The organism is Flavobacterium sp. N2038, from assembly GCF_025947185.1.
Lineage (GTDB): Bacteria > Bacteroidota > Bacteroidia > Flavobacteriales > Flavobacteriaceae > Flavobacterium.
The window spans coordinates 575018-589721 of sequence record NZ_CP110001.1; the positions used below are offsets into that span (position 1 = coordinate 575018).

Below are 14704 nucleotides of genomic sequence, written 5' to 3' on the forward strand. Positions count from 1 at the left end.
AAATTAAACTTCTAATTAAATGATTGCATTTTCTTCTTCATGTCCGTGATGATCATCATGATGATGATCCTGAACTGCCATACCAATAAACAATGATGATAACATTGTAAAGATAAATGCCTGTAAGAATGCAACTAAAATTTCAATAACAGAGATAAACAAAGTCAATCCAAATGAAATTGGTAAATCTGCCGCTAAATTTTTTCCAACGAAAATCATTCCGATCAAACTCATAACTACTACGTGACCTGCAGTAATATTTGCGTACAAACGAATTAATAATGCGAATGGTTTTGTTAATGTTCCTAAAATTTCAATTGGAGCTAAGATAATTTTCATTGGAACTGGTACTCCTGGCATCCAGAAAATGTGTCCCCAATAATCTTTGTTTGCACTAAATTGTGTAATTAAGAAAGTAAATGCTGCTAAACAAACTGTGATAGCAATATTTCCTGTTACGTTAATTCCTAGCGGAGTCATTCCTAATAGGTTTAAAACCCAAACAAAGAAAAATACCGTTAATAAGTAACCCATATATTTACGATACTTTGTCTCTCCAATATTAGGGACCGCAATTTCATCTCTAATGAAAATTACAAGTGGCTCTAAAACTCTTCCAAATCCAGTTGGGATTGGTCCTTTTTTATATGACTTTGCTAAACCAGTAAACATAAAGAATAATAGTACTGCAACAAAAAGCATTGAAACAACATTTTTTGTAATAGAAAAATCTAAAGGTTTTTCGTTTTCCGGATGACCGTGTTCATTAAAAGTAATTGTTCCGGCAGCATCTGTTTTGTAAATTTTACCGTGAACTAATTTATAGAAGTTTCCATCAACTTCTGCAACTGTTTCACCGAAATGAAATTTTGAAGAAGAGAAAACTTTTAAACCTCCGTCAATAAGTATAACTGGTAATGGAAAACCAAAGTGTTTGTTTTCTTTTTCATCCTGAAAGAAAACAAAATCGTGAGAATCTTGTAAGTGGTGATCAATAAAAGCATCCACTTTTGCTTTTGGATCAAGAGCAGTGTGCTCTCCTTCCGCAGGAGCATTATGTGAAATTACTTTCTCTTCATGAGCTGTTTCAGTTTGAACATGCGTTGAGTCATTCTCTGAGTTTGCAAAACTCATAATTGGTAGAGAAGCTACGAAAGCTGCAAGAATAAAGCTGAGTGGTTTGTTTGAAATCACCATATCGTGGAAAATCTTATTTTTTTACGTTTCTAAAATTTGGTGCAAAGGTACATTTTTTATTAATATTCAAAAGGATATGAAAAATTATTTTTGAACCTTGTTTTACATATTCGCGATTTTAACGCTTTTCATTTAATAATCGGACAGTTAAAAGCGTCTCAAATAACAAAAACAAAATAAATGTTATAAAAAAACTGACTTTTTCTACAATGACTGTTTCGGACTTGTTTTCTAAAATTGGTCTCAAAATTAAATATCCTAATAACATTTGGGTAAAAGTTCCAAATAAGAATACCATTCCAACGATTTGAAAATTCTTCTCTTTTACTATTAATAATATAAGGTATAAAAAGGCTGATAATCCGAAAAAAATTAAATACAGGAATTCGATACTATAATAAAAGTTCCTGGTATTTATATCTAAAGCAAAAAAAGCTCCTTTATGCAAGGCATAGGCAGATAAAGCAAAAATAAATAACGATAAAACGGGTTTGTAATTTTTTAATAGCATATAAGATAATTTTATGCAAAGATGCAACTTTTATCTAAAGCTCTTATAAATGAAAAAATTACTTATTAATATCGTTAACCTGGCGAATAACATTATATAATGCAAGGCCAACACCGGCCATTACAAAAATTGTATTGTAATAAACTTTTGGGCTTGGATGATTCTCATCAAGCCAGGTTCCGAAATAAGAAAATAAAAAGATGATAACTCCCATTTGAAAGGGAATATTAATGAGCGCAAGCCATTTATTTCTTTTATTATTTTTCGGTTCCTTTTCCATCTTCTAACATTATAACCTGATTAGAATTTGATAACATAGTACAAGTTGCTGTGAAATCTGCCCCGGTTCTATTGAAAGTTTCCCAACAGCTATATCTCCATGAATACGCGCTGTAGACTTTATATTAAGGACTTCTAAAACTTTTAATTTTCCTTGAAATTCTCCTTCAATATCAGCATTATGACAAATTATCTCCCCTTTTATAATGCCCGAAGCTCCAATTACCAGTTTTCCCTGTGAAGTGAAATTACCAATTAATTCTCCATCTAATCTAAAATCGGCTTTGGAAACAATATCTCCAACAATCGAAGTTCCTTCAACAATTCTGTTGGTTTTTCCTAAAAGTTCTGTACCGTTTTTTTTAACTTTATCAAACATTATTTATGGGGTTTTGGGGGCTAAATAAGCATCAAGATTTTTTTTAATTTGTATTACCTTATAGTTATCACTTGATATAATAACCGAAGGATTTGAGATTTTATATTTTTTATCATCTCTAAAAACACCTGAAATATCTCTGGCATAAGCCTCAGATTTTAAACCATGAATAACTACAAAACTTTCTGTTTTATTGTATTTATCAATAGAAGTTGTTAATCTTTCGAAATTTTCAACTAATAAAAAGACCCTGATTGCCTCTTGGATTTTTTTGATTGTTTTGGTATCATTATTAGCAACAGGATATAAAATTTTCCAGTTTTTGGTGTCAACGGTTGTGAAATCAAGTTTTTCTAAGGTTGGAATTTCTTTTTCCAAAATTTCACGGGCACTCTTACCTTCTTCACTATTTGGGTAATTATCTGCCACTGTTTCCAGTCCTTTTTTGTACGCTGCTAAACCATTTACTTTACCTAAAGTATTAGCTTTCAGCAATTCATACTTAGAAATAATATCTTCACCAGCATACTGGTTAATTAAGTTATCAATATTATTTAAGACTTCATCAAACTGTTCATTTTCAAATAATTTATACCACTTTTGATATTCCTTATCTGCAGATGCCAAATCTTCTGTGTTGGTATTATTTAAAATCAGCGCATACCTTGAATTTGGATAATTAGCTGTTATATCCGACTTTATTTTTTCGGCCTTTGCCGGATTTGTAATCTGATATATTTTATACAAATTATACATTGACGGCAAAATCAGTTTCTCTTCAGGATTATTACGCAATAACTGTTCAAGTTTATCACTGGCTAAATTATACTCTTTAAATTTTTCTTTATAAATAAGTCCTAATTGATAATAGGCAAAATTGCGTTCTTTACCAATACTATCCATTGCAATCTGACTTGTTGGAAGTTGTTTTTCGTAAAAAGCGGTTGTATATTTTTCTATAACAACTGTATCTTTTAGTTTATTTGCTGCTTCTTCGTTTATACTATCATTGCGCATCGCAGCATCATTGGCAGATTTTATTGCAGATAATCTCCAGTTCCCTCCAAGATTTCGATTACCCCACATTTTTCTAAATTGAAGTTTCCCGTATGCAACGGTACTTGGATTGTAAAAATAAAATGTGCTCGCTGCATCATTTCCTGATGGTGGATTAAGTGCTCCCGGAATTACATCACTTTTTCCAAGCGATTGTGGGTTTACAGCCGTTGGTGTGGTACCTGTATTTGTATTACGCTCAATGTTTGCAAGTTTCTCTTTTTCTTTTTCTTCAAAAATTCGTTTTGCTTCATCTTTCTGTTTAAGTTCAGCTATATAATTTTCAAAATATACTTTTCTTTCTTCTTCAGGTAAGCCTTTAACTTTAATTATACTGTCGTTGCGTTTCGCAATTCCTTCGTATTTAATTACATTATCTAAATTTTTTCGGTTTTTTTCTATGGTTGCAAACTCTCTTGTTTTTGGATCCAGTTTTACTAATGTACTGTCATAGTATTTAGCAGCCATTGTATAATCTGTATTTTTAAAATACATGTTTCCAATATTTCGATAAGTAGATGCTACTAAATAAGGATCTTTAGATTTTTCGTGCAATGATCTGTTATAAAATTCAAAAGCATTATCCTGTTCTTTGTTTTTATCAAAAAAAACAGCTATTTCATAAAAAAGAATGTCATAATATGGTCGGTTTTCACGATCGTTAACCAGTTTATTGTAAGTTTCAACAAACATATCGTGATCTCCATGTTCATAATCAAACATCTGTGCTTTTTTGGCATATGCCTGCATCATATATTTTCGATCCATTTTTCGATTCATATCGATTACGGCATTATAAAAATATATGGCACTGTCTCTTGCTCCAACTTCCTGATACAATTGTCCTAAAATAAAACGGTACCTAGCGCGCTGATCATTTATCTTCGTGAATTTTTCTGCAATTCTAAGTTTTGCAACAGCGCTGTCTCTTTGTTCTAAATTTAAAAAAGCTTCTGCCAATAAAGCATTGGCATCTGAAAAAGTCTGTTTATCCAGATCGGTTTTTTTTAATAATAGATTAATATTTTTTACAACAATGGCATCATTTCCTAAACGCATATTGGTTTTTTCACGCCAGATTTTTGCTGTATAAATATTACTGCTGTTAGGGTATTTGTATAAGATATAATTGAATGCTTCAAGGGCAGGAATAAAACGCTGATCATAATATCTGGCTTTTCCAAGCATCAGATAAGCTTCGTCTATCTGATAGTTTTTTTCTCTTCCGCCAATATTCATGGAGTGCTTCTGAATTGCTTTTGTAGCTTTAGTTTCGGCTAATTCAAAATCAGGATTTTTTGTTTTTTCTCCCTCAGAAAAATTTTCATCAAATTGCATTTTTTCAATTGGAAGCAGTTTCCAAAAATTATCCTGATTATTGGCCTGAATGGATTTTAGACCTTTATCTAATCCTATTCCTCCATTGTACAAAATGTTATACTTTGTACTCAGTGCATGAGAATTTCTGGACAAAAAGGTGTTTTTCTTGGTAGAGCATGCTATCAAAAAGATCGAAAAAACAAGAAAAAAACTATATATATGAGTATTCTTTTTCAATAGAACAGATTTTAAAGCATTAACTTCTAAAAAACAATTTTAGTATAATGACTCGTAAAAATACGCTTCTTTTTGAAATATAGAAATTTAAACTGCAAAAAACGATTCCAGTTCTTGTAAGGTTTCTTTTGAGGTTTGAATATCTTTTACAATTTCGCCTTTATTAAGGGCAACTATTCGATCGCATACCTCGACTGTATGCTGTAAATCGTGACTTGAAACTAAAATTGTAACGTTTGGATCATCTGCCAGTTCTTTGATAATTTTCTTTAGACGACTTACTGTTGTTGGATCTAAATTGGCAAATGGTTCATCTAATATTACTACTTGCGGATTACCAATTAATGTTGCAATAATCCCTACTTTTTTCTGATTACCTTTGGATAAATCACGCAAATATTTTTTATTTTTTAAAATCTCACCATTAAAAAACTCTTCATATTTAGCTAATAAAACATCAATATCTGCTTTATTTTGATGGCGCAAATCTCCAATAAAATAGAAATATTCCTCTGGTGTTAAATACCCAATAAGAAAACTTTCGTCTAAAAATGAACCCGTAAAAGATTTCCAGTTTTCGCTTGTATTTACCTCTATATCATGGCTTTTAATATTTCCTGTTGTGGGTTGAATCAGATCTAAAAGTAAACTAAAAAAAGTTGTTTTGCCTGCTCCGTTATTTCCCACCAATCCAAAACTTTGCCCTTTTGGAATTTCGAGATTACTAATGTTTAATACCGTTGTTTCGTTATATTTTTTTGAAAGCTGATTTACTTGTATCATTTTCTTGTCATTTAATTGTTGATTTGTTTAATCGTTAATTTGATTTTTTTATTGATGTAAAAAATCATCTAATGATCAAATTGGCACATTTTCTAATTATCTAATTAACTCTTTTGTTTGTAAGCACTTATTGTCCGGTATTTTTCCTTTTTATATATTTTTTCAATTAATGAAAAAACTTTGTCTTTAAAAATAAACCCCAAAACACCTGCTATTGCAACTAATGCAAGTCCAAGATTTTTGTTATCAAAATAAAGACCTATTCCATAAAGCGCTAAAGGGAGGAAAACTTTTGGAAGCGATAATAACATTGCATTTACGTTAAATGCTTTTTTATCACCAAAAGCACCACCGGCGTTGCTTAAATCGATTGGAGTTTTTGTAAATGCTCCGCCCAAAAGAACTAAATGAGAGTTAACCCCAATATTGTAAATGGCTCCAACAACAATAGTTAAATAAACTTCCCAACCATAAAAGAGATAAAACGAAGCTAAAATTGTTGAAATAACTGTACCAATCACAATCAGCCACCATTTTGAAGTAATGTAACCACGATACGGAATATTCTGAGTCATCATAAGCTGGTAATAGGAACTGTCCCAGCTAGGTACAAACTGACCAAAGACAAACAAAAAACCTCCGGAAACAAAAATTCCGGCAAAAATCTGCATCGCAACTGGCTGATGTGTGTTTCCAAAAAAGATCAATCCGTAGAACAGAAAAACAATACTCATTACAACTGTGGTTTTTGATCTTTTATTTCTCTTAATTAACTTAATATCATTTTTAAGAAAAGTTCCCAAAGTCCCAAACTGATTTAACCATGAAAAGTTTTCTGTTGCCGCAACATCCTGTTTTACAGAAAGTCCAGCGTCTAAAAATAAATTACTTTTTAAGTATTTAAAACTAAAAACGTATAATATAATTAACACAAAAACCGGAATCAAAAATAACCCTTTGCTATTGTAAAGTCCGTAGAAAAATGGTGTTGAAAAAGCAGTAATATCAAATAGCTTGTAATATTGTGCTGCTCCAAAAGCAATTGCAAATCCAACAAAAACAACAAATAATTTATCAATATTACTTAAAATAATATTCAAAAAGTTATTAATATATATTAAAGCAAAAATTGCTAAAAACCAGAAAATAATTCCAAACACATCATATCCTTCTAAAACAAGAACAATTGAAAAAGGAATAAAGAAAAGTCCATGAATCCAATTAAAAAACGACAACATTGTTTTGCCTAAAGAAAAATGTACGATGGTCGGTTTTTTAAACGGTAAAATCAATAATGGTTTAATATTTAAAACTGGTATCGATTGTAATAACAATCTAATTACCAAATCAAGGACAAAATAATAGATTAAAAATTTGCTGACTGTTACAAGCGGCTCAAGTTTCATATCTTTTAAAATATAAAATGCGCCAACACCCATTCCGACAAAAATCAATGAAAAATATAATGCTATGAAACCTATTAAGATCTTCATTGCCAAATTTTTACCAAACGATGCAGATCTTGAAAAGGCCTTCCATTCGAGATAAATAAACTTCTTAATCATGGTTATTTTTGGTTATTATTTTCTAGTAAGAGATCAAATGTAGGAAAACGTTACAAAAAAAGTTAAAAAAAATATTTAAGTAAGGATGAATTACTAAGTGTTTGCTATTTTTGCAAAAAAAATAAACTATGCCTTCATTCTTAAAACTTATAATTAAAGAGGTAAAACGCGAAACTGCTGCTGCAGTTTCTGTGCTTTTTAATGTTCCTGAAGAACTTAAATCAGACTATAAATTTATAGCCGGTCAATATATAAATTTAAAACTAACTCTTGATAATCAAGAAATTCGTCGTGCTTATTCTATATGTTCTTCACCAGAAAGCGGAGAATTAAGAATTGCTGTAAAAGCCGTAAAAAATGGTTTGTTCTCTCAATTTGCAAATACCAAACTAAAAGCCGGAGATGTTCTTGAAGTAGGTCATCCTGAAGGTAAATTTACTTTTGAACCCGATCCTGAAAGACAAAGAAACTATGCGGCTTTTGTTGCAGGAAGCGGAATTACGCCCGTTCTTTCTATTTTAAAATCGGTTTTAAAAAATGAACCTAAAAGCTCATTTGTATTAGTTTACGGGAATAAAACTCCGGAAGAAACTATTTTCCACCAGGAATTGCACGATTTACAGTTGCAATATGTTGGTCGTTTCTTTGTACATTACGTTTATAGTCAAACTAAAGCAGAAAATGCTTTATTTGGAAGAATCGACAAATCTGCAGTGAATTTTGTTTTGAACAACAAACACAAAGAACTTCAGTTTGATAAGTTTTACTTATGCGGTCCGGAAGAAATGATCAACACAGTCTCTGATATTCTGAAAGAGAAAAATGTAAAAGAATCTGCTATTAAATTTGAACTTTTTACATCTTCTACACAAGAAAACGTTATTCACGGTTCTCAGGACGGACACACAAAAATTACAATTTTAGTTGATGATGAAGAGACTACTTTTGAAATGTCTAAAAAACAAACTATTCTTGATGCAGCACTAAAACAAGGCGTTGACGCTCCTTATTCTTGTCAAGGAGGAATCTGTAGCAGCTGTTTAGGACGTGTTACAAAAGGAAGTGCAGAGATGACAAAAAATTCTATTTTAACAGATGGTGAAATTGCTGAAGGCTTAATTTTAACTTGTCAGGCACACCCAACATCAGAAACTATTTATGTTGATTACGACGATGTTTAGTCTGTAAAATTCCAATATCAAAAATTCCAAATTCCAATTTTACAATTGGGGTTTGGAATTTTTTGTTTAATTTTTACTCACAATCTTTGTCAAATTGGAATTTGGGATTTAAAAATTGAAAATTAATTGTTTATGAAATCAGTACGAGAAATTTTTAGAAATAAAGAATATCTTCTGGATGAGCCGGAAGTTATCAAACTTGTTGATTATTGCGAAGAATTGCAAGACGAGATTGTAGAATTCAAATTTCAGAAAACCAACAACAAAGAATTTGCCATGCTCGATATGCTTAAAGAAGTTATAAAAGGATGCAATGCTATTGAAAAAGAGCAAATGGAATTTGAAAGATTTGGTTATGAAGCACCTGACTATAAAGCAACGATTTCAAATCTTAAAAATTATATTTACAGCAGATGTAGGGAAGAGAAAATTTGGTTATAATTGAAATTACAAAAAAAGCGATTTTTTATTAAAATATTGCTGAATTTTCATTATATTAGAGGTGAAATTAAAGTAATCGCAATCTCATAACCTGAGGATTTGTAGAGCTAAATCAAATTTGTCAATACATTTAAAACTTTAAATATCATGACAGCTCACGTACACCACTTTCATTTATACCTTTTCATCATGTTGTTTGTATCTGCTTCGTTATGCGTTCTGGCAGTTATTCTAAAAATGAGAAACAAAAAGGGTCCTAAGTTGCTCGAAAAAGAAAAATACAATTCGACTATGACCGAAAAAATGGTAGAAGTAAAAAATACAGATTCAAATATTTTCAATATTTGGCCTTATGTAAGTAAACTCAAATCGGCTAAAATTTTATCTACAAAAATTAAAGATCACGACTTAATTTATAAAATTTACAGAGATTCTTCAGAAAAATTTGAACATATTCTATTGTCGACCGAAGACAAAAATAACTTTGTCACCATTATAGTTAACAAAAAAAGAAAAAAAACAATAGGATATTCAATACTTGATTCTAACAAAAGATACGATCTAAGTAGCAACGTTGCTTAACCATAGATAAAAAAAAACTTCTCAATTGAGAAGTTTTTTTTTATCTATGAAAGTTGATCTATAACTTTATCAATAACATGCTGTGGCAAAATTGTTCTCATAGCATCTTCATAACCTTCAACAACTTTATTTCCATAAACAGATGTTGGCAATTGTGGATATTGATTTCTGTCCGAAGTCAAAGCGTTTTCTAAGTTCTGATTAAAAGGTAAAAATCCAGCGTACGGATGTGTAGCGCCCCAAAGCGTAATAACTTTTACTCCCAACATTGCGGCAATATGAGCATTTCCGGAATCCATAGAAAGCATTACATCCAGATTACTGATCAGCTTTAATTCCTGCTGAAATTTAATCTTTCCAGCTACATTTATTACATTTTTAAAAGGTACTGAAAGGGAATCTAAAATCTCGATTTCTTTTTTTCCTCCTCCAAAAAGTAAAACAGTATATTCTTTATTTTCAGCTAGTTTTGCAATTACTTCCTGCATCAAATCTACAGGATATACTTTAGAATCATATTGTGCAAAAGGGGCAATACCAATTAATTTTTGATAATTCTCTCCAATTAAATCTGTAATTTCTGCACTTAAAACTGCTTTTTTGGGAAACTCAGGATTATTTAAATTTACAGCAAACCCTAATTCTTCAAACACTTTTACATGTCTTTCAAACATAGTTGGCAACTGTTTGAAAATCTTATTATCGGCGCGGGTTAATTCTTTTTTTCCTTCACGTCCTTTATCAACCGTTGCTCTTTTTTTTCCGCTTAAAGCGAAAAGTAAACTCACAACTTTAGATCGCAAAACATTATGAAGGTCTGCAAAAGCATCTATTTCAAGTGTTTTTAAATCTTTATATAATCGTAAAAGTCCCGGGAAACCTTTGTGTCTTTCTTTTTCATCAAAAGCAAAAAAATCCAGATTCGGAATTCCGTCAAAGAAAGGTTTAAAAAAAGGACGCGAAACAACCGTCAGTTTTACCTCTGGATACTGTTTTACAAAAGCTCGTAAAACAGGAACCGTCATGGCGACATCTCCCATTGCGGATAGTCTCATGACGGCTATGTGTTTTATTTTGGTGGACAAGTCTGCCAAATTATTTTTTATTTTGATATAACACAGGGTTCAAATCATCATCATTGTACATTTTCATTTGTTTGTACACTTTCATGAATTTATCACCATTTTCAATATCAGTAAGCAAATCATCTATTGCTGTAGATAAATCACTTCTTTGTTCTAAAAGTACATTTAATTTTTCCTGGCATTTATCTCTGTGTTCCTGTGAAGCTTCAGCACGTGTAGCTTCTTCATGCATGTGATAAATTTTTAAAGCCAAGATAGACAATCTGTCAAATGCCCATGCCGGACTTTCAGAATTGATTTTTGCACCATCCTTTACTTTTACATTACTGTATTTTTGCAAAAAATAGCTATCGATATATTCCACCATATCAGTACGTTCCTGATTAGATGCATCAATTCTTCTTTTTAAAGTAAGAGCCGCTACAGGATCAATTTGCGGGTCACGTATAATATCCTCAAAATGCCATTGAACTGTGTCAATCCAGTTTTTTAGATATAATAAATGCTCAAATTTATCCTTAGGATAAGGATTGCTTATAGGCTGATCAACATTATCAAACTGGTGATAATCTTTGATACTTTGTTCGAAAACAGAATATGCTAATTTTGAAAACATGTCTTTAATTATTAGAGAGACAAAGATACTTTTTATACTTTTATACTGCGAAAAAAAGAAAGTATTTTTCGTTTTTAAACTTTTATTCGTTAATAAATTAAATCTTTAATATGAAAATTCATTATATATCAGAAAAAAACAGTGTTTTAAATCATTTTCTGGGACAAATCAGGAATGTTAACGTTCAGAACGACAGCATGCGTTTTAGAAGAAATATTGAGCGTATTGGAGAAATTATGGCTTATGAGTTAAGTAAAATTTTGCCTTATAAAGATGTTGAAATTCAAACGCCGCTTGGTATAAAAAAAACTACAGAGATTGAGAGTGATTTAGTTTTATGCCCAATTTTAAGAGCTGGTTTACCGCTACATAATGGTTTTTTAAATTATTTTGATCATGCCGAAAACAGTTTTGTTTCGGCCTGCAGATTTCATCCAAACAATGATGATGAGTTTGAAATTCGAGTTGAATATCAGGCTATTTCAGACTTAAATAATAAAACAGTTTTATTACTTGACCCTATGCTGGCAACTGGCCAATCAATTGTCGCGGTTCATAAAAAATTAGTTGAAAATGCAACCCCAAACGAGATTCATATTGTAGTTGTTATTGCTGCTCCTGAAGGAGTTGCTTATCTAGAAAAACATCTCCCGGATAATTGTCATTTATGGGTTGCGGCATTAGACGAAAAACTAAATAAGAAAAACTACATAGTTCCAGGTCTTGGTGACGCTGGAGATCTTGCTTATGGCAGTAAGTTATAATTGTGAAAAATAGGTAAACAAACTACAACAAATAAGTACATAAAATACAATTTCGTTGTTCAGTTTTTGCTGTACATATTCTACATGACTTGATGCCATAATGGTTAAAGGTGTTATACTAAACAACAGTAAATCATTGCTTTTGTTTGGTGAAAGAATAAAAACAAAAGCTGCTATAAAAAAACAAGCTACGACTTTTTTGTATGAAGTGTGTACTATTTGTGGTCTGTTTGATAGTGTTGTTAACATTGAAACTACAAAAAATAAAGCGACTGCAACATAAATTGAAAGGGCACCATTTTCGTAATTATTTTTGAAATAATCAATATTTAAATCGATCACAGCTCTTTTTTCGAAAAATTCAATGGCGTCAAAATGAAAGATAAGTGACACCAATAAAAAAATTATTGCAACTGCTAAAAGAGCTATAAAAGGCAAAACCCAGTTTCTATAATCGCGTGAAACGTGAAAAACAATCGAGATGAAAACCAAAATAAGGAAAAGAATACACCAAAATTGAAATAAAGAAGCTACTAAAATCCAAAAAGAAGCATCAAATATTTTTTCTTTTGAAGCTTTTAATGACTGCAAAGAAATCAATCTCCGAAGCGCCAATAATAGAAAAAAGTTGGCATACAAAACATTTGAATTATTGAATATTGTGGGGAAAAACAATATAAACAATAAGTAGAAAAATATCGAATATCCGTTGTCTTTACTGAGTCCGTTCTTTTTTACAATGAAATTAACCAGAAAAAAAGAAGCTAATAAAAAGCAAAGTAAACTCACTTTTTGGAACGCCAAAAAAGGAGCCGTTATCCAGGATGGTTCCTGAATTTGATACAGAAAAAAGAAAACCAGTATTAAAATTACAACCAATGAATAATTTAATGGCGTAGATTTTTTAAAAACACTTGTTATCATAAGGATATTTTATACTTTTGTGATTGTAAATATAATACTTGTTTAAAAGGAAAAACCAACAAGTTGAAAAAGATTCTTTATTTGAATTTTACTTCAATGCGTTAAAACAATAATAACATATAATTTTATAAATTATGACAGCTTTTTTTGAAGGAATACAATACTTATTCGTTAACATTTTGTTTGCTCCTCTTGACTTTTTACGTCGTTTGGAATTAATTACATGGTTTGGTGCAAACACTATCAACTGGATTTTCATGATCATCTGTTCATGTGCAATCGTTTATTGGATTAAACAATTACGCATTTTTGATGACGCAGGTACAGAAAACCAAGATACAACAGCTCATTCATTTTTAAAATAATAAACCAAACCCTTTAATTAAAAAGGGCTGGTGCATTTATTTTTTAAATTAAATCGAAGCCGATATCTTTTCTAAAATACATCTTATCAAAGCTTAGTTTATCTATGTTTTGGTAAGATTTTTTTATGGCCTCCTGGAAATTATCTCCATAAGATGTTACCGCAATTACACGTCCTCCATTAGTAACGACATTTTCGTTATCTAATTTTGTTCCTGCATGAAAAACGATAGAATCTGTAATATTTTCTAAACCTGTAATTACTTTTCCTTTTTCAAATTCTTCAGGATAGCCTCCAGAAACTACCATAACAGTCGTAGCGCTTCTTGGATCTACTTCTAAATTGAAATCTCCTAATTTTTCATCAGCAACAGACAAAAACAATTCTACCAAATCTGATTTTAATCTTGGAACCACAACTTCGGTTTCCGGATCTCCCATTCTTACGTTATACTCAATAACGATCGGCTCATTTTTTACATTGATCAGACCAATAAAAACAAATCCTTTATATTCGATTCCATCTTTCTGAAAACCTTCGATTGTTGGTTTTACGATACGAGTTTCGATTTTTTCCATTAAAACAGCATCAACATAAGGAACTGGAGAAACCGCTCCCATTCCGCCTGTATTTAATCCTGTATCACCTTCACCAATACGTTTGTAATCTTTTGCTGTTGGTAATATTTTATAGCTTTTTCCATCCGTTAAAACAAAACAGCTTAATTCAATTCCGTCCAAAAATTCTTCAATAACAACTTTTGCACTTGCCGCTCCAAATTTTGAGTGAACCAGCATATTTCTTAATTCAGTTTTAGCTTCTTCAAGATCCTGAATAATCAAAACTCCTTTTCCAGCTGCTAAACCATCTGCTTTTAAAACGTATGGCGGTTGTAATGTTTCAAGAAACTTACATCCTTCTTCAACTGTTTCGGCAGTAAAACTGTCGTACGCAGCAGTTGGAATGTTATGTTTCATCAGGAATTCTTTTGCAAATTCTTTACTTCCTTCTAATTGAGCTCCCAATTTTGATGGTCCAATAACCGGAATATGTTTTAAACTTTCGTCATTTTTAAAATAATCGTAAATACCTTTTACCAACGGATCTTCTGGTCCTACTACTACTAAACTTATATTTTCTTTAAGTACTAAAGCTTTTACGGCTTCAAAATCTGTTGCAGATATTGCCACATTTTCGGCAATTGCAGCAGTTCCTGCATTTCCAGGTACTACAAAAAGTTTTTCACAAAGTGGACTCTGAGTCATTTTCCAGGCAAAAGCATGTTCTCTTCCGCCAGATCCCAATAATAAAATTGTCATGGTGTAGTTGTATTTAGTTGTGGTGCAAAAATACTTGCTTTTGCACGTAAAAAATAATTAAATCTTCAAAAAGTTGTTGGTTCTATACTGTTAGTAATTCC

General features: G+C 31.2%; 15 protein-coding genes and 1 pseudogene. 5 read left to right on the forward strand and 11 right to left on the reverse strand.

The features are described 5' to 3' along the window. Positions 1-15 precede the first annotated feature (15 nt). The 7 genes and pseudogenes from atpB to OLM51_RS02550 form a co-directional block, all read right to left on the reverse strand. Positions 16-1197, reverse strand: coding sequence for a F0F1 ATP synthase subunit A (gene atpB / locus OLM51_RS02520; RefSeq protein ID WP_264552844.1), 1182 nt, complete (start codon positions 1195-1197; stop codon positions 16-18). A 118-nt stretch (positions 1198-1315) separates the two neighbouring features. Next, complete coding sequence (locus OLM51_RS02525; RefSeq protein ID WP_264552845.1) at positions 1316-1708, reverse strand: hypothetical protein; 393 nt, start codon at positions 1706-1708, stop codon at positions 1316-1318. Positions 1709-1766: 58 nt separating this feature from the next. Next, the gene (locus tag OLM51_RS02530) at positions 1767-1988 is read right to left on the reverse strand and encodes an AtpZ/AtpI family protein (RefSeq protein WP_213258628.1); all 222 of its coding nucleotides are present in this window, start codon (positions 1986-1988) and stop codon (positions 1767-1769) included. Continuing rightward, positions 1966-2366, reverse strand: a pseudogene (locus OLM51_RS02535) (bactofilin family protein). The gene OLM51_RS02530 and the pseudogene OLM51_RS02535 overlap by 23 nt, the downstream one beginning before the upstream one ends. Positions 2367-2369: 3 nt before the next feature. After that, positions 2370-4979: a tetratricopeptide repeat protein gene (locus OLM51_RS02540; protein ID WP_264552846.1), complete on the reverse strand. Its 2610-nt coding sequence runs from the start codon at positions 4977-4979 to the stop codon at positions 2370-2372. Positions 4980-5066: 87 nt separating this feature from the next. Continuing rightward, a complete protein-coding gene (locus OLM51_RS02545) occupies positions 5067-5762 on the reverse strand; it encodes an ABC transporter ATP-binding protein (protein WP_264552847.1) in 696 nt (231 codons plus the stop codon). Between the two features lie 104 nt (positions 5763-5866). Further along, on the reverse strand, positions 5867-7327 hold the full coding sequence (locus tag OLM51_RS02550) for a DUF5687 family protein (RefSeq protein WP_264552848.1): 1461 nt from the start codon (positions 7325-7327) through the stop codon (positions 5867-5869). Positions 7328-7455: 128 nt separating this feature from the next. Here OLM51_RS02550 and OLM51_RS02555 point away from each other — a divergent pair, with 128 nt between their 5' ends. The 3 genes from OLM51_RS02555 (at position 7456) to OLM51_RS02565 (ending at position 9531) form a co-directional block, all read left to right on the forward strand. Next, complete coding sequence (locus tag OLM51_RS02555; RefSeq protein ID WP_264552849.1) at positions 7456-8508, forward strand: 2Fe-2S iron-sulfur cluster-binding protein; 1053 nt, start codon at positions 7456-7458, stop codon at positions 8506-8508. A 132-nt stretch (positions 8509-8640) separates the two neighbouring features. Beyond that, positions 8641-8949, forward strand: coding sequence for a hypothetical protein (locus OLM51_RS02560; protein ID WP_264552850.1), 309 nt, complete (start codon positions 8641-8643; stop codon positions 8947-8949). A gap of 147 nt (positions 8950-9096) precedes the next feature. Then, the gene (locus tag OLM51_RS02565) at positions 9097-9531 is read left to right on the forward strand and encodes a hypothetical protein (RefSeq protein ID WP_264552851.1); all 435 of its coding nucleotides are present in this window, start codon (positions 9097-9099) and stop codon (positions 9529-9531) included. 44 nt (positions 9532-9575) lie between these two features. Here OLM51_RS02565 and OLM51_RS02570 read toward each other — a convergent pair whose 3' ends face one another. Both OLM51_RS02570 and OLM51_RS02575 read right to left on the reverse strand, forming a co-directional pair. Then, on the reverse strand, positions 9576-10586 hold the full coding sequence (locus OLM51_RS02570) for a glycosyltransferase family 9 protein (RefSeq protein WP_264552852.1): 1011 nt from the start codon (positions 10584-10586) through the stop codon (positions 9576-9578). 40 nt (positions 10587-10626) lie between these two features. Further along, positions 10627-11232 (reverse strand): DUF4254 domain-containing protein, encoded by a 606-nt coding sequence (locus OLM51_RS02575; RefSeq protein ID WP_264552853.1) that lies wholly within the window; start codon positions 11230-11232, stop codon positions 10627-10629. A 110-nt stretch (positions 11233-11342) separates the two neighbouring features. Between OLM51_RS02575 and upp the strand changes: the two genes are divergently transcribed. Beyond that, positions 11343-11996, forward strand: coding sequence for a uracil phosphoribosyltransferase (gene upp, locus OLM51_RS02580; protein ID WP_264552854.1), 654 nt, complete (start codon positions 11343-11345; stop codon positions 11994-11996). Here the strand turns inward: upp and OLM51_RS02585 are convergent. Continuing rightward, the gene (locus OLM51_RS02585) at positions 11991-12920 is read right to left on the reverse strand and encodes a DUF6427 family protein (RefSeq protein ID WP_264552855.1); all 930 of its coding nucleotides are present in this window, start codon (positions 12918-12920) and stop codon (positions 11991-11993) included. The genes upp and OLM51_RS02585 overlap by 6 nt on opposite strands. 134 nt (positions 12921-13054) lie before the next feature. Here OLM51_RS02585 and OLM51_RS02590 point away from each other — a divergent pair, with 134 nt between their 5' ends. Continuing rightward, entirely contained in the window at positions 13055-13285 is a 231-nt protein-coding gene (locus OLM51_RS02590; protein WP_031453858.1) for a DUF6341 family protein, read from the forward strand. Positions 13286-13328: 43 nt separating this feature from the next. Here the strand turns inward: OLM51_RS02590 and purD are convergent, their stop codons facing one another. Continuing rightward, positions 13329-14603, reverse strand: coding sequence for a phosphoribosylamine--glycine ligase (purD, locus tag OLM51_RS02595; protein WP_264552856.1), 1275 nt, complete (start codon positions 14601-14603; stop codon positions 13329-13331). Between the last annotated feature and the right edge of the window lie 101 nt (positions 14604-14704).

Coding starts and splice junctions, on each gene's coding strand:
- atpB (WP_264552844.1), bottom strand. CDS start 1,197: ATGGTGATTTCAAACAAACCACTCAGCTTTATTCTTGCAGCTTTCGTA.
- OLM51_RS02525 (WP_264552845.1), bottom strand. CDS start 1,708: ATGCTATTAAAAAATTACAAACCCGTTTTATCGTTATTTATTTTTGCT.
- OLM51_RS02530 (WP_213258628.1), bottom strand. CDS start 1,988: ATGGAAAAGGAACCGAAAAATAATAAAAGAAATAAATGGCTTGCGCTC.
- OLM51_RS02545 (WP_264552847.1), bottom strand. CDS start 5,762: ATGATACAAGTAAATCAGCTTTCAAAAAAATATAACGAAACAACGGTA.
- OLM51_RS02550 (WP_264552848.1), bottom strand. CDS start 7,327: ATGATTAAGAAGTTTATTTATCTCGAATGGAAGGCCTTTTCAAGATCT.
- OLM51_RS02555 (WP_264552849.1), top strand. CDS start 7,456: ATGCCTTCATTCTTAAAACTTATAATTAAAGAGGTAAAACGCGAAACT.
- OLM51_RS02560 (WP_264552850.1), top strand. CDS start 8,641: ATGAAATCAGTACGAGAAATTTTTAGAAATAAAGAATATCTTCTGGAT.
- OLM51_RS02565 (WP_264552851.1), top strand. CDS start 9,097: ATGACAGCTCACGTACACCACTTTCATTTATACCTTTTCATCATGTTG.
- OLM51_RS02570 (WP_264552852.1), bottom strand. CDS start 10,586: ATGAGACTATCCGCAATGGGAGATGTCGCCATGACGGTTCCTGTTTTA.
- OLM51_RS02575 (WP_264552853.1), bottom strand. CDS start 11,232: ATGTTTTCAAAATTAGCATATTCTGTTTTCGAACAAAGTATCAAAGAT.
- upp (WP_264552854.1), top strand. CDS start 11,343: ATGAAAATTCATTATATATCAGAAAAAAACAGTGTTTTAAATCATTTT.
- OLM51_RS02585 (WP_264552855.1), bottom strand. CDS start 12,920: ATGATAACAAGTGTTTTTAAAAAATCTACGCCATTAAATTATTCATTG.
- OLM51_RS02590 (WP_031453858.1), top strand. CDS start 13,055: ATGACAGCTTTTTTTGAAGGAATACAATACTTATTCGTTAACATTTTG.
- purD (WP_264552856.1), bottom strand. CDS start 14,603: ATGACAATTTTATTATTGGGATCTGGCGGAAGAGAACATGCTTTTGCC.